The sequence below is a fragment of the Flagellimonas yonaguniensis genome (assembly GCF_029193885.1).
In the GTDB taxonomy this organism is placed as follows: Bacteria; Bacteroidota; Bacteroidia; order Flavobacteriales; family Flavobacteriaceae; genus Flagellimonas; species Flagellimonas yonaguniensis.
On sequence record NZ_JARFVB010000001.1, the window covers coordinates 696,063 to 717,060 of the forward strand.

General features: G+C 41.9%; 21 protein-coding genes. 8 read left to right on the top strand and 13 right to left on the bottom strand.

Annotated features, from left to right (window positions below; genetic code table 11):
- Positions 1–46: 46 nt before the first annotated feature.
- The 4 genes from truB to PY092_RS03170 are packed head-to-tail and all read right to left on the bottom strand — an operon-like array spanning position 47 to position 2,731.
- Entirely contained in the window at positions 47–751 is a 705-nt protein-coding gene (gene truB / locus PY092_RS03155) for a tRNA pseudouridine(55) synthase TruB (RefSeq protein WP_275614400.1), read from the bottom strand.
- A 30-nt stretch (positions 752–781) separates the two neighbouring features.
- On the bottom strand, positions 782–1,576 hold the full coding sequence (locus PY092_RS03160; protein WP_275614401.1) for an undecaprenyl-diphosphate phosphatase: 795 nt from the start codon (positions 1,574–1,576) through the stop codon (positions 782–784).
- Positions 1,577–1,843 (bottom strand): DUF3098 domain-containing protein, encoded by a 267-nt coding sequence (locus PY092_RS03165; RefSeq protein WP_275614402.1) that lies wholly within the window; start codon positions 1,841–1,843, stop codon positions 1,577–1,579.
- A gap of 9 nt (positions 1,844–1,852) precedes the next feature.
- Positions 1,853–2,731, bottom strand: coding sequence for a cell division protein FtsX (locus tag PY092_RS03170; RefSeq protein ID WP_275614403.1), 879 nt, complete (start codon positions 2,729–2,731; stop codon positions 1,853–1,855).
- A gap of 190 nt (positions 2,732–2,921) precedes the next feature.
- On the opposite strand from PY092_RS03170, the gene PY092_RS03175 reads away from it, so the two are divergent.
- The 3 genes from PY092_RS03175 (at position 2,922) to PY092_RS03185 (ending at position 8,293) form a co-directional block, all read left to right on the top strand.
- Complete coding sequence (locus PY092_RS03175) at positions 2,922–6,026, top strand: leucine--tRNA ligase (RefSeq protein WP_275614633.1); 3,105 nt, start codon at positions 2,922–2,924, stop codon at positions 6,024–6,026.
- Between the two features lie 369 nt (positions 6,027–6,395).
- The gene (gene ald, locus PY092_RS03180; protein WP_275614404.1) at positions 6,396–7,496 is read left to right on the top strand and encodes an alanine dehydrogenase; all 1,101 of its coding nucleotides are present in this window, start codon (positions 6,396–6,398) and stop codon (positions 7,494–7,496) included.
- Between the two features lie 95 nt (positions 7,497–7,591).
- Positions 7,592–8,293 (top strand): zinc metallopeptidase, encoded by a 702-nt coding sequence (locus PY092_RS03185; RefSeq protein ID WP_275614405.1) that lies wholly within the window; start codon positions 7,592–7,594, stop codon positions 8,291–8,293.
- 75 nt (positions 8,294–8,368) lie between these two features.
- On the opposite strand, the gene PY092_RS03190 is transcribed toward PY092_RS03185, so the two are convergent.
- From PY092_RS03190 to PY092_RS03205, 4 genes are all read right to left on the bottom strand, one after another.
- Positions 8,369–8,887 carry a ferritin gene (locus PY092_RS03190; RefSeq protein ID WP_275614406.1) on the bottom strand — a complete coding sequence of 173 codons (519 nt, stop codon included), beginning with the start codon at positions 8,885–8,887 and terminating at the stop codon, positions 8,369–8,371.
- 110 nt (positions 8,888–8,997) lie between these two features.
- Positions 8,998–9,315 carry a hypothetical protein gene (locus PY092_RS03195; protein WP_275614407.1) on the bottom strand — a complete coding sequence of 106 codons (318 nt, stop codon included), beginning with the start codon at positions 9,313–9,315 and terminating at the stop codon, positions 8,998–9,000.
- Between the two features lie 39 nt (positions 9,316–9,354).
- Positions 9,355–9,825 (bottom strand): Lrp/AsnC ligand binding domain-containing protein, encoded by a 471-nt coding sequence (locus PY092_RS03200; protein WP_275614408.1) that lies wholly within the window; start codon positions 9,823–9,825, stop codon positions 9,355–9,357.
- A gap of 49 nt (positions 9,826–9,874) precedes the next feature.
- Positions 9,875–11,248, bottom strand: coding sequence for a saccharopine dehydrogenase family protein (locus tag PY092_RS03205; RefSeq protein ID WP_275614409.1), 1,374 nt, complete (start codon positions 11,246–11,248; stop codon positions 9,875–9,877).
- Between the two features lie 79 nt (positions 11,249–11,327).
- On the opposite strand from PY092_RS03205, the gene PY092_RS03210 reads away from it, so the two are divergent.
- Complete coding sequence (locus tag PY092_RS03210; RefSeq protein ID WP_275614410.1) at positions 11,328–11,717, top strand: DUF423 domain-containing protein; 390 nt, start codon at positions 11,328–11,330, stop codon at positions 11,715–11,717.
- Positions 11,718–11,725: 8 nt separating this feature from the next.
- On the opposite strand, the gene PY092_RS03215 is transcribed toward PY092_RS03210, so the two are convergent.
- Entirely contained in the window at positions 11,726–12,319 is a 594-nt protein-coding gene (locus PY092_RS03215; protein ID WP_275614411.1) for an SH3 domain-containing protein, read from the bottom strand.
- A gap of 307 nt (positions 12,320–12,626) precedes the next feature.
- Here PY092_RS03215 and pckA point away from each other — a divergent pair, with 307 nt between their 5' ends.
- Complete coding sequence (gene pckA / locus PY092_RS03220; RefSeq protein WP_275614412.1) at positions 12,627–14,243, top strand: phosphoenolpyruvate carboxykinase (ATP); 1,617 nt, start codon at positions 12,627–12,629, stop codon at positions 14,241–14,243.
- A gap of 61 nt (positions 14,244–14,304) precedes the next feature.
- On the opposite strand, the gene PY092_RS03225 is transcribed toward pckA, so the two are convergent.
- From PY092_RS03225 to PY092_RS03235, 3 genes are read right to left on the bottom strand one after another with little or no spacing between them, the layout of a single operon-like run.
- Positions 14,305–15,048, bottom strand: coding sequence for a uroporphyrinogen-III synthase (locus tag PY092_RS03225; RefSeq protein ID WP_275614413.1), 744 nt, complete (start codon positions 15,046–15,048; stop codon positions 14,305–14,307).
- Between the two features lie 6 nt (positions 15,049–15,054).
- Positions 15,055–15,711, bottom strand: a complete 657-nt coding sequence (locus tag PY092_RS03230) for a DUF4271 domain-containing protein (protein ID WP_275614414.1) — start codon at positions 15,709–15,711, stop codon at positions 15,055–15,057.
- The gene (locus PY092_RS03235; RefSeq protein ID WP_275614415.1) at positions 15,711–17,366 is read right to left on the bottom strand and encodes an ArnT family glycosyltransferase; all 1,656 of its coding nucleotides are present in this window, start codon (positions 17,364–17,366) and stop codon (positions 15,711–15,713) included. The genes PY092_RS03230 and PY092_RS03235 overlap by 1 nt, the downstream gene beginning before the upstream one ends.
- Before the next feature lie 121 nt (positions 17,367–17,487).
- Between PY092_RS03235 and PY092_RS03240 the strand changes: the two genes are divergently transcribed.
- From PY092_RS03240 to PY092_RS03250, 3 genes are read left to right on the top strand one after another with little or no spacing between them, the layout of a single operon-like run.
- Entirely contained in the window at positions 17,488–18,216 is a 729-nt protein-coding gene (locus PY092_RS03240; RefSeq protein WP_275614416.1) for a polyprenol monophosphomannose synthase, read from the top strand.
- Positions 18,217–18,218: 2 nt separating this feature from the next.
- A complete protein-coding gene (locus tag PY092_RS03245; protein WP_275614417.1) occupies positions 18,219–19,553 on the top strand; it encodes a dihydroorotase in 1,335 nt (444 codons plus the stop codon).
- A gap of 3 nt (positions 19,554–19,556) precedes the next feature.
- Positions 19,557–20,000: a DUF4296 domain-containing protein gene (locus PY092_RS03250; RefSeq protein WP_275614418.1), complete on the top strand. Its 444-nt coding sequence runs from the start codon at positions 19,557–19,559 to the stop codon at positions 19,998–20,000.
- Here PY092_RS03250 and PY092_RS03255 read toward each other — a convergent pair.
- A complete protein-coding gene (locus PY092_RS03255) occupies positions 19,984–20,988 on the bottom strand; it encodes an NAD-dependent epimerase/dehydratase family protein (RefSeq protein ID WP_275614419.1) in 1,005 nt (334 codons plus the stop codon). The genes PY092_RS03250 and PY092_RS03255 overlap by 17 nt on opposite strands.
- Between the last annotated feature and the right edge of the window lie 10 nt (positions 20,989–20,998).

Consider the following 20,998-nt stretch of genomic DNA (forward strand, 5'->3'; position numbering starts at 1 on the left):
TTTTACTATAACCGCTTTTTTGCAAAAATATTTTATCCCAACCAGCCTAGGTCGAAGCGTTTACTTCAAGCTTTTCCTTGAAATCATTGGGACTTGTAGCATTATTTACGTTGTAATCCCCTATTTTGGTTCTCCGGAGCTTGGATAGATAGCCTCCAGAGTCCAAAACTTTACCAAAATCGTGCGCCAGGGAACGGATATAGGTTCCTTTACTGCACACCACCCGAAAATCCACTTCGGGAAGTTCGATTCGGGTAATCTCGAACTCTAAAATTTCTATTTTTCGTGATTTTACTTCGACTTGTTTCCCCTCACGGGCCAGTTCATATAATCGCTTACCATCTTTTTTTAAGGCTGAAAAAATAGGAGGCACCTGATCAATTTCACCAAAGAATTGTGTTGTGGCTTCTTTGATGGATGCATCTGTAATATGTTCAGTGGGAAAGGTCTCGTTCACTTCGGTCTCCAAATCGTATGATGGCGTAGTGGCGCCCAGTGTGAAAGTACCCGTGTATTCTTTTACCTGTCCTTGAAGCTCTGGGATTTTTTTAGTGAATTTCCCCGTGCAGATAATCAGCAGGCCTGTGGCCAAAGGATCTAATGTACCCGCATGACCGATTTTTATCTTTTTAAGGCCGAATTTTTTACGAATGGCCCATTTCAAAGCGTTCACTGCTTGGAAGGAAGTCCATTCCAGTGGTTTATCGATCAATAGAATCTGACCGCTTAAAAAATCTTCTTTGGTGTTCAAAAACTCGGGGTTTGTGGCAAATATACTGATCTATCCCCAAATGCTCCATGCAAGAGCGATGATGCCTACGATCAAACAGTAAATGGCAAAATAGGTAAGCTTGCTTTGGCGTACCAATTTGATCATCCAAGTACAAGCGGCAAGTCCAGCGATAAAAGCGGCGACAAATCCTGCGCCCATGGCCACGGCTTGGTCACCATGAAAAGAAATCTCACCACCCATCAAATCTTTGGCCACTTTTCCCAAAATCAGTGGAACCACCATCAAAAAAGAGAAACGGGCCGATTTTGTTTTGTCAACTCCCAAAAGTACGGCGGCGGAAATAGTTGCCCCACTTCGGGAAATCCCGGGCAGAATGGCAACCGCCTGCGCCATTCCAATGGCAAAAGCACTACGGAAGGATACATTTTTATCAGTGGTTTTGGCTAAATCTGCCAAATAGAGCAGAAATGCTGTGATCACCAACATAATACCAACAATGACGATGGCACCATCAAAAAACACTTCAATAAAGTCATTTAAAAAAAGTCCTACCAAAGCGGCAGGAATCATGGAGATAATGATTTTTAAGGAAAATTGGGTTTCCTCGTTCCATTTAAATTGAAACAGGCCCTTCAAAATTTCAAAAACATCTTTTCGGAACACCACGAGGGTACTTAATGCGGTCGCAAAGTGTAGCACTACGGTGAACAATAAACTTTCTTCGGGAACGGCTTGTGCTCCCAAAATGGCTTTTCCCAATTCTAAGTGACCGCTGGAGGAAACAGGTAAAAACTCGGTCAATCCCTGAATGATTCCAAGGATGATGGCATCGATCAATTCCAATTATTCCTTATTTTTCTTGTGAGGATTCAACAATATGGCGTACACCTGAATGCCAAGACCGATAAGAATCAAGGTCGGTGCAAGGCGGATTCTTCTAAAATTGTATATCTCAGGATTGAATACTTCAGGGTCGTCGCTTCCACCACCACTCATCAAAATAAACCCAAGGGCAATAAAGGCAATACCTATAAATAGAAAGAGGTAGTTTTTCTTTTGGAAGACAAACTCTTTGGTAGGTTTTTGACCGTTCTTGTTTTTCTTGCTCATGCTGCAAATTTAGTAATAAAGATCGTCCGTTCTCAGGTTTAGAAAGCGTTGTGTCGCAAAATGGGTGCTGGCCCATGAAATAATGACGCCCAAACCAAATACACTAACGAACAAAATGATGAGAACAATATAATCTTGCAAAAGATTCAGTTCTGGGAAATTTTTGTTGATATAATAGACCAAAACGCCCAGTCCAATCAAGGCGACTACCGCTCCGACCATACCTAGTTTAATGTTCGTCCATATAAAAGGTCTTCGAATAAAAGTCTTGGTAGCGCCCACCATCTGCATGGTTTTAATAATGAACCTTTTGGAATAAATGGACAGTCGGATAGAGCTGTTAATCAACAAAACAGCGATGACCGTAAAAATGGCACTGGCCACCAATATCCATAGGCTGATTTTTCGGGCATTGTTGTTCAATAAAGAAATCAAAGGTTTGTCATAACTGACTTCGTCCACGTAGGCTTTGGCTGCCAAGTCTTCTGCAATCCCATCAATTTGTTGTGGCGAGACAAAATCGGCCTTCAAATGCACATCAATGGAATTTTTTAATGGATTGTAGCCCAAAAACTCTTCAAAATTTTCGCCAATATCCTCACTATATTGCTCTGCTGCATCTTCTTTGGAAATATATTCGGCCGACTTGGTGTACTCCGCAAGGGCCAAACTTTTCTGCAACTGATCTATTTCCACAGGTTTTGCGCCGTCCTTCAAAAACACCGAAATGGTGATCTGCTCCTTAAAATGGTCCGCTAATTTTTTGGTATTGAGGACCAATAGGCCCAAAACACCCAAAAGAAACAAGACCAGGGCAATGCTCAAAGCCACGGAAAAGTAGGAGGAAATCAGTTTTCGACGCTGATATCGTTCAATATATTGGCTCATAGAATATGAATCAGTACGTAAAAATAGAAAAGTAAATTGTATTTAGGGGATTAAACCTATTTTTGCACACGAAAATAGATTCAAAATTTTGTCATTTCGAGTCCTTAATAGAAGGGCGAGAAATCTTTTTTTGTTTGAAGACATCTCGACTGCGCTCGATGTGACATGAATTGACCATGAAATACGAATGATGAATTACGATTTCCAAAAGATTGAAAAGTATTGGCAGGATTACTGGCGAAAGAACCAAACTTTTAAGGCATCCAACGATTCCGATAAACCTAAATTTTATGCATTATCGATGTTCCCTTATCCCTCCGGGGCGGGCTTGCACGTAGGGCACCCGCTGGGCTACATTGCCACGGATATCTATTCGCGTTATAAAAGACATAAAGGGTTCAATGTGTTGCACCCCATGGGCTACGATTCCTTCGGATTGCCAGCGGAGCAATATGCGATTCAAACAGGGCAACACCCAGCCATTACTACGGAAAACAACATTAACAGGTACCGTGAGCAATTGGACCAACTTGGTTTTTCTTTTGATTGGAGTCGTGAAGTGCGTACCTCCAACCCACAATATTATAAATGGACGCAATGGATATTTATTCAATTGTTCAATGCGTGGTACAACAAGAAATCGGATAAAGCAGAAAACATTTCGAGTTTGATCGCCATTTTTGAAAAAGAAGGAAATACCGATGTCGAAGCTGCTTGCGATGATGATACACCAAGTTTTGATACTGTAACTTGGAACGGCTATTCAGAAAAGGAAAAGCAGGAAATCCTTTTAAAATACAGATTGACCTATTTGGCGGATACCGAAGTAAACTGGTGTCCAGCTTTGGGAACTGTTTTGGCCAACGATGAAATCGTGAACGGAGTTTCCGAGCGCGGAGGTCACCCCGTAGTCCGTAAAAAAATGACGCAATGGAGTATGCGTATTACAGCATACGCGCAGCGTTTGTTGGACGGGTTGGACAAAATTGATTGGCCACAGCCCCTTAAAGATTCCCAGACCAACTGGATTGGACGTTCCGTTGGGGCATCGGTTACATTTAATGTGAAAATGGATGAGATGCTGAAACAAGTTCAGCATGACGATGTCACTTCGAGCGCAGTCGAGAAGCCTTACGAGATTGAAGTCTTCACTACCCGCCCTGATACCATTTTCGGAGTAAGTTTTATGACCTTGGCTCCAGAGCACGAATTGGTGGCCAAGATTACGACCCCAGAACAAAAGGTCGAGGTCGATGCGTACGTAGAAGCTACGGCAAAGCGTTCCGAACGTGACCGTATGGCGGATGTAAAAACCATTTCCGGGGTGTTTACGGGAGCTTATGCAGAGCATCCCTTTACCAAGGAACCTATTCCTATTTGGATTGGAGACTACGTATTGGCCAGTTATGGAACAGGTGCAGTAATGGCCGTGCCCTGTGGAGATCAACGTGATTACGATTTCGCCAAACATTATAATATAGATATCCCCAACATTTTTGAAGGGGTCGATATTTCTGAAGAGGCTTTTGCTGATAAGGAAACTACGGTAATAGCCAATTCCGATTTTCTAAACGGATTGCCGTATAAAAAGGCGATGAAGAAAATCATTGCTGAATTGGAAAGGATTGGACATGGCGAAGGAAAAGTGAATTACCGTTTGCGCGATGCCGTATTCAGCCGTCAGCGGTACTGGGGAGAGCCATTTCCTGTATATTATGTGGATGGTATGCCGCAGATGATCGATTTGGAGCATTTGCCTTTGCAATTGCCCGAAGTGGAAAAATACCTTCCGACCGAAACAGGCGAGCCACCATTGGGCAATGCCACCGAATGGGCTTGGGACCGCCTCAAGGCGGAAGTAGTTAGCAATGATCTTATAGATAATGTCAATATATTCCCATTAGAGTTGAACACCATGCCAGGTTGGGCAGGAAGTTCCCAATACTTTAATAGGTATATGGATCCACGCAATGACGAAGCTATATTTTCTCCTGAAGCCATCAACTATTGGCAAGATGTAGATCTATATATCGGAGGTAGCGAGCACGCTACGGGCCACTTGTTGTATTCCCGTTTTTGGCAGAAGTTTATGTTTGACATGGGTTATGTGCCCAAAGACGAGTTTGCCCAAAAGTTGATCAACCAAGGAATGATTACGGGAGAGAGTGCTTTTATATATAGAGCAGAAACATTTGTGGTATATAATGATGGAAAAGGAAAAGTAAAAGATATTCCTATAGAAGAAATTAATAATGATGGATATCTCTTGTCATATTCTTACATAAAGAATTCTGATATTCATCACTCTAGTTATGGAACATTTATAAATAATGAAGAGCTAGAAAAAAGATTCACTAAAGAATTAAGAGAAAAATTTGCCTCGAAAGTACTTAATGAAGATGAGTTGGTTTATGAGGAATATTTAAGTGACTATGAAAATTTGTATGTTACGGCCATTTATTTTTATAAACTTCATGTTGATGTAAGCTATTTAGTGGGAGTATCCAACGAATTGGATGTTGATAAGTTTAAAAACAGTAAGATGTATTCAGATACTTCTTCTTTGAAGTTGATTTGTGACGAAGATGGAAAGTACATTGTAGGCCGCGAAGTGGAAAAAATGTCCAAATCCAAATACAATGTCGTCAACCCGGATGCCATTTGTGAGGAGTACGGGGCAGATTCCCTTCGTTTGTACGAAATGTTCTTGGGCCCCTTGGAGCAATCCAAGCCTTGGAACACGGCAGGTATTACGGGAGTGCATTCCTTCTTAAAGAAACTTTGGAGGCTCTACTCCCCCCTTGAGGGGGGCGAGGGGGGTGTAGAACCCACCGCCGATAATCTAAAAACCTTGCACAAGACCATCAAAAAAGTGGAGGAAGATATCGAGAATTTCTCGTTCAATACTTCGGTTTCCACCTTTATGATCTGTGTCAACGAGTTGACATCACAAAAATGTACCAGCAAAGCTATTTTGGAACCTTTGGCTATTTTAGTGTCGCCCTATGCGCCTCATATTGCTGAAGAGCTTTGGAGTCGTTTGGGCAATACAGCTTCTATTGCAGAAGCACCTTTCCCAAAGTTTGAGGAAAAGTATTTGGTGGAGAGCAGTAAGGAATATCCGATATCTTTCAATGGTAAAATGCGCTTTAAGTTGGAGATGCCATTGGATATGAGCAAGGAAGATATCGAGGCCGCTGTTTTGGCTCACGAAAAAACACAGGCCCAATTGGAGGGAAGAACTCCGAAAAAGGTAATCGTGGTCCCTGGAAAGATTGTGAATATCGTAGGATAGTTCCAAAATCCATTTAGCCGTTATTCTGAACTAGTTTCGGAATCTCATCAGATTTTTATGAGAACCTAAAACAGGTTCAGGTTGACGAAAGCCTTGTTTTACGATAAAATCGATACGAATATTATAGGAATACCCCTTAAAAGCATGCCAATTGGCATGCTTTTTTATTTTTATCAAGTACTACCCCTAAAAAAATAGGGGTATGATATAAATAAAAGATATAAAAATGATTATACCCCTTAATAAATGGGGTATAAATGTTAAAATATGGTTATTTTGACTAGTTACCCCTACTTTTTATCGAGTATTTGTGTTTTTATTTAAAAATTTTGTTCAAATTTGGACCCAGAAACCATTAAACGCAACATTATGACTGTTGGGATACCTAAAGAAATCAAGAACAACGAAAGCCGGGTCGGCATGACGCCCTCCGGAGTATTTGAATTGGTAAAGAACAACCACACCGTATATGTGCAATCGGGCGCAGGTGAGGGCAGTGGTTTTTTTAATCAGGATTACCAACAGGCTGGGGCCACTATTTTGGATACCATTGGTCAGGTGTATGCCATGAGCGATATGATCGTAAAGGTCAAGGAACCCATCGCTGAGGAATATAATTTGATTCAGGAAGGACAGATTGTTTTTACCTATTTCCATTTTGCATCGAGCGAGGCTCTGACCAGGGCCATGATCAAAAGCAAAGCCATTTGTATAGCCTATGAAACGGTGGAAGACGAAGATGGAACTTTGCCGCTACTGACCCCAATGTCCGAAGTTGCTGGAAGAATGGCAATTCAACAAGGAGCCAAGTATTTGGAAAAACCTGTAAAAGGAAAAGGAGTGCTGTTGGGAGGAGTCCCCGGAGTATCCCCAGGACGGGTTTTGGTGCTTGGAGCGGGCACAGTGGGTATTCAGGCTGCTAAAATGGCAGCAGGATTGGGTGCCCAAGTAACCATTTTGGATGTGAACATGAAACGTCTCAGATATGTGAACGACATTATGCCCAGCCATGTAGTGACTGGTTTTTCCAATGAGTTCAACATCAGAAAACATATAAAAACAAATGATTTAATTATCGGTGGAGTTCTGTTAAAAGGAGCAAAGGCCCCTAACTTGATTACAAGGGACATGCTCAAGGATATGCATCCAGGAACCGTTATTGTAGATGTAGCGGTTGATCAAGGCGGATGTGTGGAAACCACCAAGCCAACAACCCATGAGGACCCCGTTTATATTATAGATGACGTGGTTCATTACTGTGTAGCCAATATGCCAGGGGCAGTGCCTTATACTTCTACTGTTGCCTTGACGAATGTAACACTGCCCTATGTGCTAAAATTGGCCAACATGGGATGGCGTAGTGCCTGTAAACTGGATAGATCCTTGGAAAAAGGATTGAACGTAGTTGAAGGCGAGGTGGTTTATAAGGAAATTGCCGAAACTTTTCAGCTAGAGCCAGTGTTGGTTTAAGAAACTAACATTTTGACAGTAAAAGAGCCCTGCCATTATTTGGCGGGGTTTTTGCTTTTATGTGGTATATTTATATAGGTAAAAAAGATAAAACTATGATGACATATTATATATTGATTGGTGGAATCGCCCTGGTCAGCTGGCTAGTGAGCAACAAATTGAAAAGTAAGTTCAAGAAATATTCCAAGGTACATTTGCGAAATGGCATGAGCGGTGCAGAAATCGCTCAGAAAATGTTGGATGATCATGGCATCCGCGATGTCAAGGTAATTTCCACTCCCGGCATGTTGACGGACCATTACAATCCTAAAAATAAAACCGTGAACCTTAGTGAAGGCGTATACAACCAACGAAACGCTTCAGCAGCAGCAGTAGCGGCACACGAATGTGGGCACGCCGTACAGCATGCACAAGCCTATGAGTGGTTGACCATGCGTTCCAAATTGGTTCCTGTAGTAAGTGTCACTTCTGGAATGTCCACTTGGGTGGTGTTTGGTGGTATTATGCTGATGGCAGCAACAGGTGTTGCTGGTGGTATCGGTTTTTATATTGCGGTGGCCGGATTGATCATGATGGGCTTCGCGACACTGTTCAGTTTTATTACACTGCCAGTTGAGTACGATGCCAGTAAGCGGGCGTTGGTCTGGCTAAAACAGAAGAACATGGTGACCCAAGAAGAGTATTCCGGTGCGGAAGATGCACTGAAATGGGCGGCGAGAACCTATTTGGTGGCAGCTTTGGGTGCATTGGCTTCCCTATTGTATTGGGCGCTTCAAGTATTTGGGGGAAGAGATTGATAATATTGTAAAGCAATAACATAATAAGAAAAGGGGCCAAACGGCCCCTTTTCTTATTATGTTATTAAAATGGGATTACTCGATCCAATTGGCGACATGAGTGTCAATCATTTGGAGGCCAACGCCTTCGGTGCCGGTAACTTCGATCATGTCCAAAATGTCCCTAATGGTGTTCTCTTCTTCAACTTGCTCTAGAACAAACCAATCCAAGAATTTTTCAGTGGCAAGGTCACCAAGCTCTCTTGATTTCATTACAATATTGTGAATGGATTTCGTCACTTTTACCTCATGCTCCAAAGTGGATTCAAAAACATCCACAATGGATGAATAATCATGGTTTATGTTTGTCACTTCTGGCGAAATCGGATTTCCTCCGGTATCCACTAAAAAGTTGAAAATCTTCATCATGTGCTCACGTTCCTCTTCTGCCTGTTTAAAGAAAAATTTAGCACTGGTAAAAAAGCCGTTCTGCTCGCACCAAGAGGCCATGGCCAAATAGGTGGCAGAGGCATGGGCTTCCATTTTTATCTGTCCGTTGAGCAAATCCATGGATTCCACTTTAATGCTCATACTTTGTCTTGCAATGTCTTTCATAGTGTGTATTCTAATGTGATTGTACCATAAAGTTACAGAATTTAATCTGTTTTAGATATGGACACCAATAATTTAGAAACCAATTAAGACTGGATAAAAGTAAGTTGATGTTAAATAAGAGCTCCAGCTCTGGCAGAGAGTCCTAGTGCCACAAAACCGTTATCGATAAGTGTTTTAAGGTCAAGCACTTCCAGTGTATTAAGAATAAATAGATGTTCTTTATTGCAAAGCATCAAAACTTCAAAGCCATGGGAATTCAAATCACTATCAAAATGGTCTTCTATGGAGATGGACATTATTTTGTGTCGAAGGGATAGTAGCTCGCATAGGGAAATGCGAACCATTTTCTGTCCAAAATCAATATAATATCGGCGTTCGGCTGTGGATTGATAGAGAGTATAATATGTGGATTTGAATACTACATTCATGGGGTCAAATGTAATATTTATTTAGATTGAATACAAATATTAGATCTGTATTTGACGATCAATTTGTTGGTTCAGTGAAATAAAGGTTTCTGTACGCGAGACCCCTTCGATTTGCTGGATTTTTTTGTTGAGTACTTGCATTAAATGCTCGTTGTCCCTACAAAGTACTTTTATGAGGATGGACCAATTTCCCGTGGTGTAATGGCATTCCAAAACTTCTGGAATTTCTTCCAATTGTTTTACCGCTCTTGGGTTCGTCATGGCCTTATCCAGATAAATACCAATATACGCCATGGTGGAATACCCCAAAACCTTGGGATTGATAACAAACTTTGACCCAGCAATAAGCCCAGAGCTTTCCAATTTGCGCAACCTTTGATGGATGGCTGCTCCGGAGATACCAATGTTTCTGGCAATTTCAAGGATAGGTTTGCGTGCATCCTCCATAAGGTATCTTAGGATTTTCTTGTCAATCCCATCAACTTTAACTGAATTGTTATTGTTTTTCACAGTTTTGATTTTGATTTGAAGTTAAAGGTATTGAAAAAAATACCAAAAACTAACTGGCAACAGAATCGGGGTTATAGCCAAGGTAGGGCACTTCATATTCCTTAAACCGGATGCCATTGGCCTTGAGCTCATCCAGAATGGGTTTGTACACTTCTTTATTGATTGGAATTTGAACCCCTGGAGTGGTTATCTTACCGTTCAAGATTTGTAATGTGGCCATGGCAACAGGTAACCCTACCGTTTTGGACATGGCTGTGTAGGTGCGGTTTTCTCCGATAACCACCATGTTGGCATCTATTTGTTTCTTTTCTCCGTTTAATTCGTAGCCAAACTTGTGGTACATCACGATCATATCCTTTTCATGCTCTTTCAATGTCCAACTTTCTTCTAAAATATATTGGAGCATTTGGGCTGGTGTTGCATTTTTCAGGGGAATCCTCTTGGTGGGGTCGAAGAGGTTCAGTTCCAACAGTTTCCCCCACATAATATCGTCTTGGTCTATTTTGAGGTAATGTCTCAATTTCAATTCCACTGAATCCGTTGGCGAATAGGGCAGAAATAGATTCACAAATTCACGGTACGACATTCCTTCGGAATTTTCAATCGTATAACTGTCATCCGTCATTCCGAGAATCACGAACATTTGCCATGCTTTGGAAAAACCGACTCTTCGCATGGTGCCTCTATATAAGGTCAAGGCATCCTGCAAGCCGTATGCTTCGCGATACTTTAAAGAATCCCTATTGGCATAAACTTCAAATGAGCCAAAATCCTCTATTTCTAAAAACTCAGTTCTTCTAAAAAGTTTTTGGTAGGGAATGTATTTGTATGTGCCTTCTTGAATGAACTTGGCTGCTCCACCTTGACCGGCCAACACTACATTTCTCGGGTTCCAAGTAAATTTATAATTCCACAGGTTGGTATCGCTTTCGGGAGCGACCAAGCCACCGGTAAAAGATTCGAACAATAGCATTTTGCCACCCGCTCCCCTGATTCTATCAATTACTTCCATGGCACTCATGTGATCGATACCTGGGTCTAGGCCTATCTCGTTCATAAAAACAAGACCTTTTTCTTTTGCCGCAGCATCCAAAGCCCTTAGTTCATCACTGATGTATGAAGCTGTAATGAAATGCTTTTCAAATTCGATGCAATCATGGGCAACATTGATGTGCATTCTGGCCGGAAGCATGGAAACCACGATGGAAGCCTCGGAAATGGCTTTTTTTCTTTCTTGTTCATTAAAAATATCCAATTCGAACACTGTGCAGTTGGGATGCTTGGCAAAATCATCGGGGATATTCTCGGGGTGGAGGTCTCCGATATTGATATGTGTATTTTCTTCGTCTGACTTCTTAAGGAAATAATTTAGAAGGTATGAGGTTGATTTACCTGCTCCAACAACTAAAATAGTACGGACCATGTGTTTTGTTTACTTTTGAATTGAACAATCACTAAGGTATTAAAATGTTATATTTTTAAAAAAATAGCCTATAAAAGTTATGAACAGAACAATTTTACTGATTGGGGTGGTAATGGGTATGTTGGCGATCATACTCGGTGCATTTGGGGCACATGGATTGGAAAAATTAGTGGATACCGAAGCGGTCGCTACTTTTGAAACAGGGGTCCGATATCAAATGTACCATGCTTTGCTCCTTCTTTTTTTGGGAGTATGGAATGGAATGGAAACAAAGACAAAAAGAACGGTTTTTGTTCTGGTGCTTTTAGGTGTGATACTGTTCTCGTTTTCCATTTATTTGTTGGCATTGAACAGTTTAACTTCTTTTGATTTTAAGATTATTGGATTTTTAACACCCATTGGAGGAGTTTTGATGATTTTGGGCTGGGCAGTTTTGGGCTTCAAAATTTTGAAGACAAAAAAGGGGTGATAATCCAGTTATTCCCTTCTTTTGGTGGTATAGTAGCCAAAAACCCAACCTTCTTGACCATTGAAGTTGATCTTGTACCAGCGATCGGTAACATCATGCATTTTTTCCAATGATTCTCCTTGGGCTATGATATGGCAAATATCCCCTTTCTCAACTTGGAATAGCACCTCTCCATTTATATTCGGTTCGTTTCTAACATTGGCCAAATCGGTTTTTATGCCCAATTTATTGGAAGATAGGTTCTCAAAGGAGTCAAGTCCTTCAATATAAAAGGCTTCGCCCCCATCTTCACTCCCATCGGATAGCCTAACTTTTAAATATTCCTTATCATCTTCAGTCTTTTCTTTTTCGTTTAGATACTCCACCGTTTCTCCAAAATAAATCGTGGTAAGGTATTTGGTGTCTTTTCTTCCGGGTTTATCGCGTAAACCCACCTTTGGCCATAAACAAATGGCTGTTGACACTTCATCAGAATTTAAATCTGTTGATTCCGAAATACTGGAGTCGTTGGATGATCCGGTTTTCTTTTCTGACTGGGAATTGCACCCCACATTTAAAAATAGAACGGCACAGATCAAGCCAAGACCTTTTACAATTTGCATATCTGAAAATATTTTGGGCGGAAATATATAGGAAACATTCAGGAAATGATTCCCCCAATTGATGAATGGGCGCTTTGAATTGACGAAAACGGTAGGAACATGATGGAATAGTTGATATTGAACATCTTCAACTGTACTCGATTTCAATATTATTGGATTTTTAACATCAATATGAGATGTTTTGATAATCGTCGTGTGGATTTATTTGGGATATCACATTTTAAACCAAAAAGTAATCGATTAAGCTGGTTTTAAAAGGACAAAAACTGAATATTTTCTAGTTTTGTAGCAACATAAAAACAAAACTATGAAGGATTCTGCCTCAGTTACGAAAACGATTTCGTTAAATGAATACGGAATAAACCATGACAACATCCATTACCAACTGTCCCCGGATGAACTCCAGGATATTACCATTGCGAAGGGAATGGGCAAGGAGGCCTCTTCGGGAGCTTTAGCGGTCAATACCGGGGAATTCACGGGCAGATCGCCCAAGGACCGTTTCATCGTGAAGGACGATATCACTTCCGATAAAGTTTGGTGGGGCGATATCAACATCCCTTTCGAGAGCGACAAGTTCGATGCACTGTATGACAAGGTCTTCGCTTATCTCAATGAAAAGGAACTGTATGTAAGGGACTGCTATGCCTGCGCAGAACCGGATTACAAACTCAACATTCGGGTAATCAATGAATACCCTTGGTCCAATATGTTCGCCTATAATATGTTCCTCCGACCGACGGAAGAAGAACTGAAGGACTTTGACCCCGAGTGGACGGTAGTGAACGCCCCGGGTTTCATGGCAGACCCGAAAGTAGATGGGACAAGGCAGCACAACTTCGCTATCCTTAACTTTAGTAGGAAGATTGCCCTGATCGGAGGTACGGGCTATACCGGTGAGATTAAGAAGGGGATATTCTCCGCGCTCAACTTCATCCTTCCCGTGTACAAGAGCACACTGCCCATGCACTGCTCCGCAAATGTAGGGGAATCAGGGGACACGGCAATATTCTTTGGGTTATCGGGGACAGGGAAGACCACTTTGTCCACCGACCCTGACCGAAAGCTTATCGGGGACGACGAGCACGGCTGGACACCCGGGAACACCGTGTTCAACTTCGAGGGCGGTTGCTACGCCAAGGTAATCGACCTTTCCCAAGAAAAGGAACCAGAGATTTACGGTGCCATCAAGAAAGGGGCGATATTGGAAAACGTAATCATGGATGGGAATGGAGTAGTTGATTTCGCGGATACCTCCATAACCCAGAACACAAGGGTAAGTTACCCCATACACCATATCGATAATATCCAACAGCCATCGATAGGAGAGAATGTGAAGAACATTTTCTTTCTTACCGCTGATGCCTTCGGGGTGCTACCCCCCATTTCCAAGTTGACTCCGGCCCAGGCCGCCTACCATTTCATTTCGGGCTATACGGCCAAGGTGGCTGGCACAGAAGCGGGTGTCGTGGAGCCGCAACCCTCGTTCTCGGCCTGTTTTGGGGCACCTTTTATGCCATTGCACCCTGCAAAATACGCCGAGATGTTAAGCCGTAAGATGAAAGAGTCTGGAGTGGACGTATGGTTGGTGAACACGGGTTGGACCGGAGGCCCCTATGGAGTGGGTACCCGCATGAAGCTACAATACACCCGTGCCATGATCAGTGCGGCACTGAGCGGGGAATTGGGACTGTACAATTACGAAAACTACCATATCCACTCCGTGTTCGGTGTGGCACAGCCAAGGGAGTGTCCCGGAGTACCTACCAAAGTGTTGAGCCCAAGGGCGACCTGGAACGATGACGAGGCCTATTACAAAACGGCCTTCAAGCTTACGAATGCCTTTAGGGAGAATTTCAAGAAGTTCGAGGAATATGCAAGCGAGGAAATCCGAAGGGGAGGGCCACAGCGTTATGCTTTCTAGACAATAAAAAAGCCCCGTCCATCGACGGGGCTCTTTGTTTTATGGATACCGGTTCGTTTTTTTATTTGTTGACGCTGGTAATATATTTCTGTAATGCCATGGTCATGGATGGAGTTTCTGGCGTTGGAGCCTGAATGTCTATCCGAAGACCTGCATTGGTTGCTGCTTTAACTGTACTGTTCCCGAAAACCGCAATTCTAGTATTGTTCTGCTCAAAATCGGGGAAGTTCTTCATAAGGGATTCGATACCGGAAGGACTAAAGAAAACCAAAATGTCATAGTACACATTCCTAAGGTCCGAAAGGTCGCTGATTACCGTTTTGTAGAAGATGCCACGAGTCCAATTTACCCCAACTTCATCCAACAATTGTGGAACTACAGGTTTCAATGAATCAGAGGATGGCAATAGGAATTTTTCATCCTTGTACTTTTTGATCAAGGGAGTTAACTCGTTAAAAGTTCTTTTCCCAACATAGATCTTTCTTTTTCTGTACACCACATATTTCTGTAGATAATAGGCTACGGCCTCTGACTGACAAAAATATTTCATGGAATCTGGAACTTTAAAGCGCATCTCGTCAGCAATTCTGAAGAAATGATCCACAGCGTTTCTACTGGTCAGGATAATTGCCGAAAAGTTGTTCAAGTCGATTTTTTGCTGCCTAACATCTTTGGCCTCGACCCCTTCTACATGGATGAAAGGAATGAAATCAACTTTAACTTTCTCTTTTTCAATTAATCTTGAGTAGGGTGAGTTTTCGACTTTGGGTTCTGGTTGGGAAACCAAAATTGTTTTTACTTTCATAAGTTTTCAACCTTTTAAATAGCTTCCAATTAACACCAAGGGCGCAATTTCGAGTGTGCAAAGGTACAAAATAAAATACATAAAATACGGAAACAGTGCTTTTTGATGGTTCTTCAGCAGCTTTGTTATACCGATGCCATATATGAGGAGAATCATTGAAATGGTCGCATATATTACTGTTTTTGAGCCTGTTGAGATGTATATCAATAATATATTGGCAAAGGAAATTACTATACTGCCGTAATTGAGGTAGGAAATTTTACTGAAAACTAGGCTTCCAATAAGATTTAAACTATTGAAAACAAGCCCTGTAAGCATTTGAACCAAGAACTTTACCAGCTCGAACAGGGTCAATGTGCCCAAGATCATAAAATAGGTGGCAATGTTCTTTTCGTAAGGTATGAGTTCGAAAGTATTCGATACCAAAAAGATGAATAATGACAGGTTGATGAGTTGGAACAAGGTCAGTAAGAGATGAAACCAATGCGAGAATTGTCCTTTTTTATTATGGAGCAGAATGTACTTGTCATTAAATGGAAGGATGATAAAGTTTAAAAACTTCTTGTGGTACAGGTATTTACCAAGAGCCAAAACAACCAAAGCCATGAATAACGTCAGTGTCATCCAATCCAAGGAAGTGATTGTTTTTTCAATGGGTTCCATTACTCTATTTTGATGGGTTTGCCGTTGAGTCCGGGGGGCAGGTTGTTTTCTGCGATCCCGATTCTAAAATACGATGGATTTTCCATTTTGGACAAAGGAAGTTCAAAGGTATAGCTAATGGTATCCTTTGATTTCAACAGGGATTCTTGTGGAGATATGGAATTCACTTTCAAAGGGCGCATTTGCTTTACCTGCTTGTGCTCGTTGGAGTAAGAAATGGTGTATTTCAATTGTTTCAAAGGAACATCGAATGAGTATGGATTGTATACCTTTAACGAATACTTGATGCCAGTCTCGGGTTTTTCCACAATACACTTCAATTTTCGGTACGATTGGAAATCGTCAATGTAAATCCCATGAAAAACCGTACTGTCCAAATGCATATAGGAAATGTCGCCACTTTTTCTGTATTTGGAAACAAACATGACCTTTTTACCGCGCATTTGTTCTTCGGAATCATCAATGGAGTACTGGTTTTTCCGATACATGTAAGTGTTCAGTGAAATAGCGGGGATACCCGAGTAGAATTCATACATGGAAGCACGTCTGTAGGAGTTTTCAAAAAGAATGGGTACACCTTCCGATTTGGTTTTGAGTTCGTTGACCCATTCTTTGTTACCATGGGTCTCGAAATACATTGGGAACAAGGGGTGATAAATCATCCATGCCCTAGCGTACATCAAAAGCACCAAACTTACGATGCCTATTCGGTACATCCATTTTCTACTTTTGGAGTTTTCCAACAGATGGTTAAAGGCGATTATCGCCAGAGGGATTGTAATCACTATGGCCCATTGTGCTTGTACCCTTCGGTTGAAACTGGAGATGAAAAAGAAAATCAACACTCCGTAAACCAAATAAACCAATGCTTTGGAAAACTTATCCGTAACCTTGAACTTAAAGAGTGAGTCATAAATCCAATAAAATAAAAGGCCGATAATCGCAACAATGTTCAAAAAGTAGCCCAAGGTAAATTCATCAAAGGAGTAGGCCTGATTGGGACGCTCGTACAAATGGAATGTTATCGATACAAAATCGTTTTGATAGAGCCACACAAAGTGTGGAGTGTAACAAATCAAGGCCAAAATCACGGACAACCATGCCTTTTTATTGAAAACGAGCTTGTAGTTGGATGCGAACACGAACAGGATTACCAATACAGCATGGTACTTACTGTACATCAAAGCCGCCATGACCAACCCAAGGCCAATTGTTGTGATGGTATCTTCAACTTTCAGGAAGCGCTTGTACAACCATAGGAAAAGCGCTGTGAAAAATAAGAGGGATGTATCGGGCAGGGTTAGAAAACCATAGGCATTCATCAAGGTAAAAGAGAACACCAAGAGGAAAAAATGAATCACATAATCCTTCTTCTTGGGATTATCGATCAATAACCATAGTAGGATGTAAGTGCCCGCCGAAAGCACGCAACTCATGAGCCTTACCCCAAGTTCGCCATCAAAGAGCAAACTACTGAGTTTGATCAAAAAGGCAACCATGGACGGATGGTCAAAATACCCCCAGGCCATATTTTGGGCATAGTACCAGTAATAAGCTTCATCATAGATAAGCTCAGTAAAGGAAGCTTGTAAAAGATTGAGTGCAAAAAGAACCGCTAAAAGGATAAAGAAAAGCCTAGGAAACTTTTGAGACATCAAAATGTGATTTTAGATGGGCAAAGTTACAAATATTGGTCAAGTCCCATTTCAACTAGTTGTCAGTTACTTGCACGGGCAAGCTAGAAAACCGTATTTTTGACATTCTAATCCAGTGCGAATGGCAGACGGCTTGGTCATCATACCCACATTCAATGAAATTGAGAATATCGAGGCCATTGTTAAAACGGTTTTCGACCTTAAAAAGGATTTCCATGTACTCGTGGTAGATGATAACTCTCCCGATGGTACCGCGGATTCTGTACGAACCTTACAGAAAGAATTTCCAGAACGGCTTTTTTTGGAAGTCCGAAAGGAAAAATCTGGTTTGGGAACAGCATACATCCACGGGTTCAAGTGGGCATTGGAAAAAGGCTACGAATACATTTTTGAGATGGATGCCGATTTTTCGCACCGACCGGCCGACCTGTCCCGTTTGCATCGGGCATGTCTCAATGGAGCCGATGTGGCCGTAGGCTCCCGCTACAAGAAAGGGGTAAATGTGGTCAACTGGCCTTTGGCCAGGATCTTACTTTCCTACGGGGCATCGTTCTATGTGAAATTGATCACGGGCATGAAAGTGCACGACCCCACGGCAGGGTTTGTCTGTTACAAAAGAAAAGTGCTGGAAACCATCAATCTGGATAGGGTCCGTTTTATTGGGTACGCCTTCCAGATAGAAATGAAATACAGGGCCTATCTCAAAAAATTCAAGATCGAGGAAGTCTCGATTATTTTCACTGATAGGGTAAACGGAAAGTCAAAGATGAATTCCGCCATCATCAGGGAAGCCATTTTTGGAGTGATAGCCATGAAGTTTAGGAGTATATTTTTTAAAAAGAGCTTTTAGTTATGTCAAAAATTCTGTTGAAGAATGCCAAAATAGTCAATGAGAACAGCATTTTTGAATCCGATGTGCTACTGGAAGGTGATTTCATCGCTAGAATCGATACTGGTATCTCCGATGCCCATGCCAAGGTCATTGATTTGGAAGGGGATTTATTGTTGCCGGGGGTCATAGACGACCAGGTACATTTCAGGGAACCGGGATTGACCCATAAAGGAACGATTGCCACCGAGAGTAGGGCGGCGATAGCTGGCGGCATAACCACTTTTATGGAGCAGCCAAACACCATTCCGCAGACAACCACCATTGAAAAATTAGAAGAGAAATTTGCCATTGCCGCGAAGGACTCATCGGCAAACTATTCCTTCCTTTTTGGAGGGACCAACGATAATTTAGAAGAACTGAAACGACTGGACAAAAATGCTTGCTCCGGCGTCAAATTGTTCTTGGGCTCATCCACGGGAAATATGTTGGTGGATGATGAAGAAGTATTGGAAAAAATATTCAGTAATACCGAAATGGTGATTTCCGCACATTGTGAGGACGAGGGCACCATCAGGGCCAATTTGGCCAAATACAAAGAGATGTACGGAGACGATATTCCAATAGCCATGCACCCCATGATCCGGAGTGCGGAGGCGTGCTATCTGTCCTCATCAAAGGCAATTGCCCTTGCCAAGAAAACCGGGGCAAGGTTGCATGTGTTCCATGTGTCCACGGGAATTGAAACCGATTTGTTCACAAATCAGATTCCGTTGGAAGAAAAGAAAATCACTGCTGAGGTATGCATCCATCATTTGTGGTTTTCCGATGAGGATTATGCCCAAAAAGGAACACATATCAAATGGAATCCCGCCGTTAAGACAAAAAACGACAGGGAAAAACTTTGGAAAGCCCTTCTGGATGACCGCATTGATGTAGTGGCCACCGACCATGCGCCGCATACCCTCGAAGAAAAAGATAACCCATACACCAAAGCCCCTTCGGGCGGCCCATTGGTGCAGCATGCTTTGTTGGCCATGTTGCAGAAGGAAAAGGAAGGTGCCATCGGTTTGGAAAAAATGGTTGAAAAAATGTGCCACAATCCTGCAAAATTGTTTGGTATTGACCGTCGAGGATTCATCCGTGAAGGATATTATGCAGACTTGGTTCAAGTCAACCGGAATTCCAAAAACGAGGTTAAAAAAGATAATCTTTTCTATAAATGTGGATGGTCTCCCTTTGAAGGTGTTACTTTTGATTCCGAAGTAAAACGAACTTTTGTAAATGGGTTGTTGGCCTATGAAAATGGCTCGTTCAGTACAGCGAAGAATGCCAAGAGGCTCACATTTAACCGTTAAGAGATGAAATATACCATAACACTTTTTTTGGGTTTGATGTTGTTGGCGGCCTGTGCAGAAAAGGTAGTAGAGGAGCCTGAAAACTTGATTCCCAAAGAGAAAATGACCGAAATTCTTTATGATCTCGCCATTTTGAACGCCTCTAAATCGGGAGCAAGGAGTAAGTTCACTTCCTCTGGTATCGATGTAATGGAATTTCTTTACGAAAAATACGATATAGATAGTACCCAGTTTTCACAAAGCGACCTTTATTATGCTTCACTTCCATTGGAATACCAATCTATTTATGAGGATGTGGAAGATAGAATACAGGTAAAAAAGGACACCATGGAGGCTAGGGGCGAGCGTAGAAATGACAGTATTCGTGCTGCAAACCTCAAACGTCAGGATTCCATCAAGGCCGCAAGGGAAAAAGTTGATTCAAGTAGCGTTAAGGCTGTTGAATAAATTTTTCGCAGCAGAATTCAATGCTTTTATCCAAATCCCCAAATGTGAAGTCAAGCTCGGATTTTATCTTTTTACTGTTATATATTTTTTGATGATATAGCCCTTTGGCAACAGCTTTGGACAATTTCCTTCTTTTGCCAAACACATTGCTGCGAACCCAATCCCAACGCCAAAAGCACTCGAGCATAAATTTTGAAACCTCTTTGGTTGGGGGAGTTATGCCCAGTTCAGGAGCAATTTTCTGTAACAATTCTTCGTAGGTCATGTTTTGGTTGACCAAAATAAAGCGTTCCGTTTGGATACTGGAATCCATCAGTTGGGTCATAGCATGGATTACATCATTGATCGTAACAAACCCGGTTCCCCCAGGAATAAAATATTTTTTCCCTTTTGAAGCATAGGTGAAAAAGCTTCCACTGCCCGATTTCCAAAAACCAGGTCCAATGACTACGCCAGGATTGATGATCACAATGGGGAGTCCTTCTTGTGAGCCGCGCCAGACCTCCAGTTCAGCATTATATTTTGTAATTCCATATACATTGGCCTTGGCTTCGTTCCATTCGTTTTCCTCTGTTACCTTTTGTTGTTTGATGCTGGGACCAATGGCCGCAATGGAACTCACATAACACAGTTTTTTAATGCCATACTTTAGAGAGAGGTTCACGATGTTGGCGGTGCCTTCCACATTGGTGTGTTCCAGGATTTTAAAATCTTTTGGGTCAAAGGAAATCAGCGCGGCACAATGGTATACTTGATCAACACCTTCAAAAAGGGGATCCAGCCCGCCTATATCAGTGATATCGGCTTTTACCCAATCGATTTGATCCATCAAAACGGATGGATTGTCTGTATAATAGCCAAAAACTTGGTGGACTTTTTCCATGGACGCTTCGGTCCTATAATTGCTTCTGACGGTCTTTCCATTGTTGATTAAATGGAAAAGTAAATGGGAACCGATCAGTCCAGTGCCTCCTGTAACCAAAATCATAAGGTAAAAG

Excerpts from the sequence above, each read along its gene's own strand:
- PY092_RS03195 (WP_275614407.1), bottom strand. The coding sequence starts at position 9,315 with ATGAATGTAGTATTCAAATCCACATATTATACTCTCTATCAATCCACA.
- PY092_RS03240 (WP_275614416.1), top strand. The coding sequence starts at position 17,488 with ATGGCAGACGGCTTGGTCATCATACCCACATTCAATGAAATTGAGAAT.
- PY092_RS03170 (WP_275614403.1), bottom strand. The coding sequence starts at position 2,731 with ATGAGCCAATATATTGAACGATATCAGCGTCGAAAACTGATTTCCTCC.
- PY092_RS03225 (WP_275614413.1), bottom strand. The coding sequence starts at position 15,048 with ATGAAAGTAAAAACAATTTTGGTTTCCCAACCAGAACCCAAAGTCGAA.
- PY092_RS03210 (WP_275614410.1), top strand. The coding sequence starts at position 11,328 with ATGAACAGAACAATTTTACTGATTGGGGTGGTAATGGGTATGTTGGCG.
- PY092_RS03255 (WP_275614419.1), bottom strand. The coding sequence starts at position 20,988 with ATGATTTTGGTTACAGGAGGCACTGGACTGATCGGTTCCCATTTACTT.
- ald (WP_275614404.1), top strand. The coding sequence starts at position 6,396 with ATGACTGTTGGGATACCTAAAGAAATCAAGAACAACGAAAGCCGGGTC.
- PY092_RS03235 (WP_275614415.1), bottom strand. The coding sequence starts at position 17,366 with ATGTCTCAAAAGTTTCCTAGGCTTTTCTTTATCCTTTTAGCGGTTCTT.
- PY092_RS03245 (WP_275614417.1), top strand. The coding sequence starts at position 18,219 with ATGTCAAAAATTCTGTTGAAGAATGCCAAAATAGTCAATGAGAACAGC.
- PY092_RS03185 (WP_275614405.1), top strand. The coding sequence starts at position 7,592 with ATGATGACATATTATATATTGATTGGTGGAATCGCCCTGGTCAGCTGG.
- PY092_RS03175 (WP_275614633.1), top strand. The coding sequence starts at position 2,922 with ATGAATTACGATTTCCAAAAGATTGAAAAGTATTGGCAGGATTACTGG.
- PY092_RS03205 (WP_275614409.1), bottom strand. The coding sequence starts at position 11,248 with ATGGTCCGTACTATTTTAGTTGTTGGAGCAGGTAAATCAACCTCATAC.
- pckA (WP_275614412.1), top strand. The coding sequence starts at position 12,627 with ATGAAGGATTCTGCCTCAGTTACGAAAACGATTTCGTTAAATGAATAC.
- PY092_RS03165 (WP_275614402.1), bottom strand. The coding sequence starts at position 1,843 with ATGAGCAAGAAAAACAAGAACGGTCAAAAACCTACCAAAGAGTTTGTC.
- PY092_RS03250 (WP_275614418.1), top strand. The coding sequence starts at position 19,557 with ATGAAATATACCATAACACTTTTTTTGGGTTTGATGTTGTTGGCGGCC.
- PY092_RS03190 (WP_275614406.1), bottom strand. The coding sequence starts at position 8,887 with ATGAAAGACATTGCAAGACAAAGTATGAGCATTAAAGTGGAATCCATG.
- PY092_RS03215 (WP_275614411.1), bottom strand. The coding sequence starts at position 12,319 with ATGCAAATTGTAAAAGGTCTTGGCTTGATCTGTGCCGTTCTATTTTTA.
- PY092_RS03230 (WP_275614414.1), bottom strand. The coding sequence starts at position 15,711 with ATGGAACCCATTGAAAAAACAATCACTTCCTTGGATTGGATGACACTG.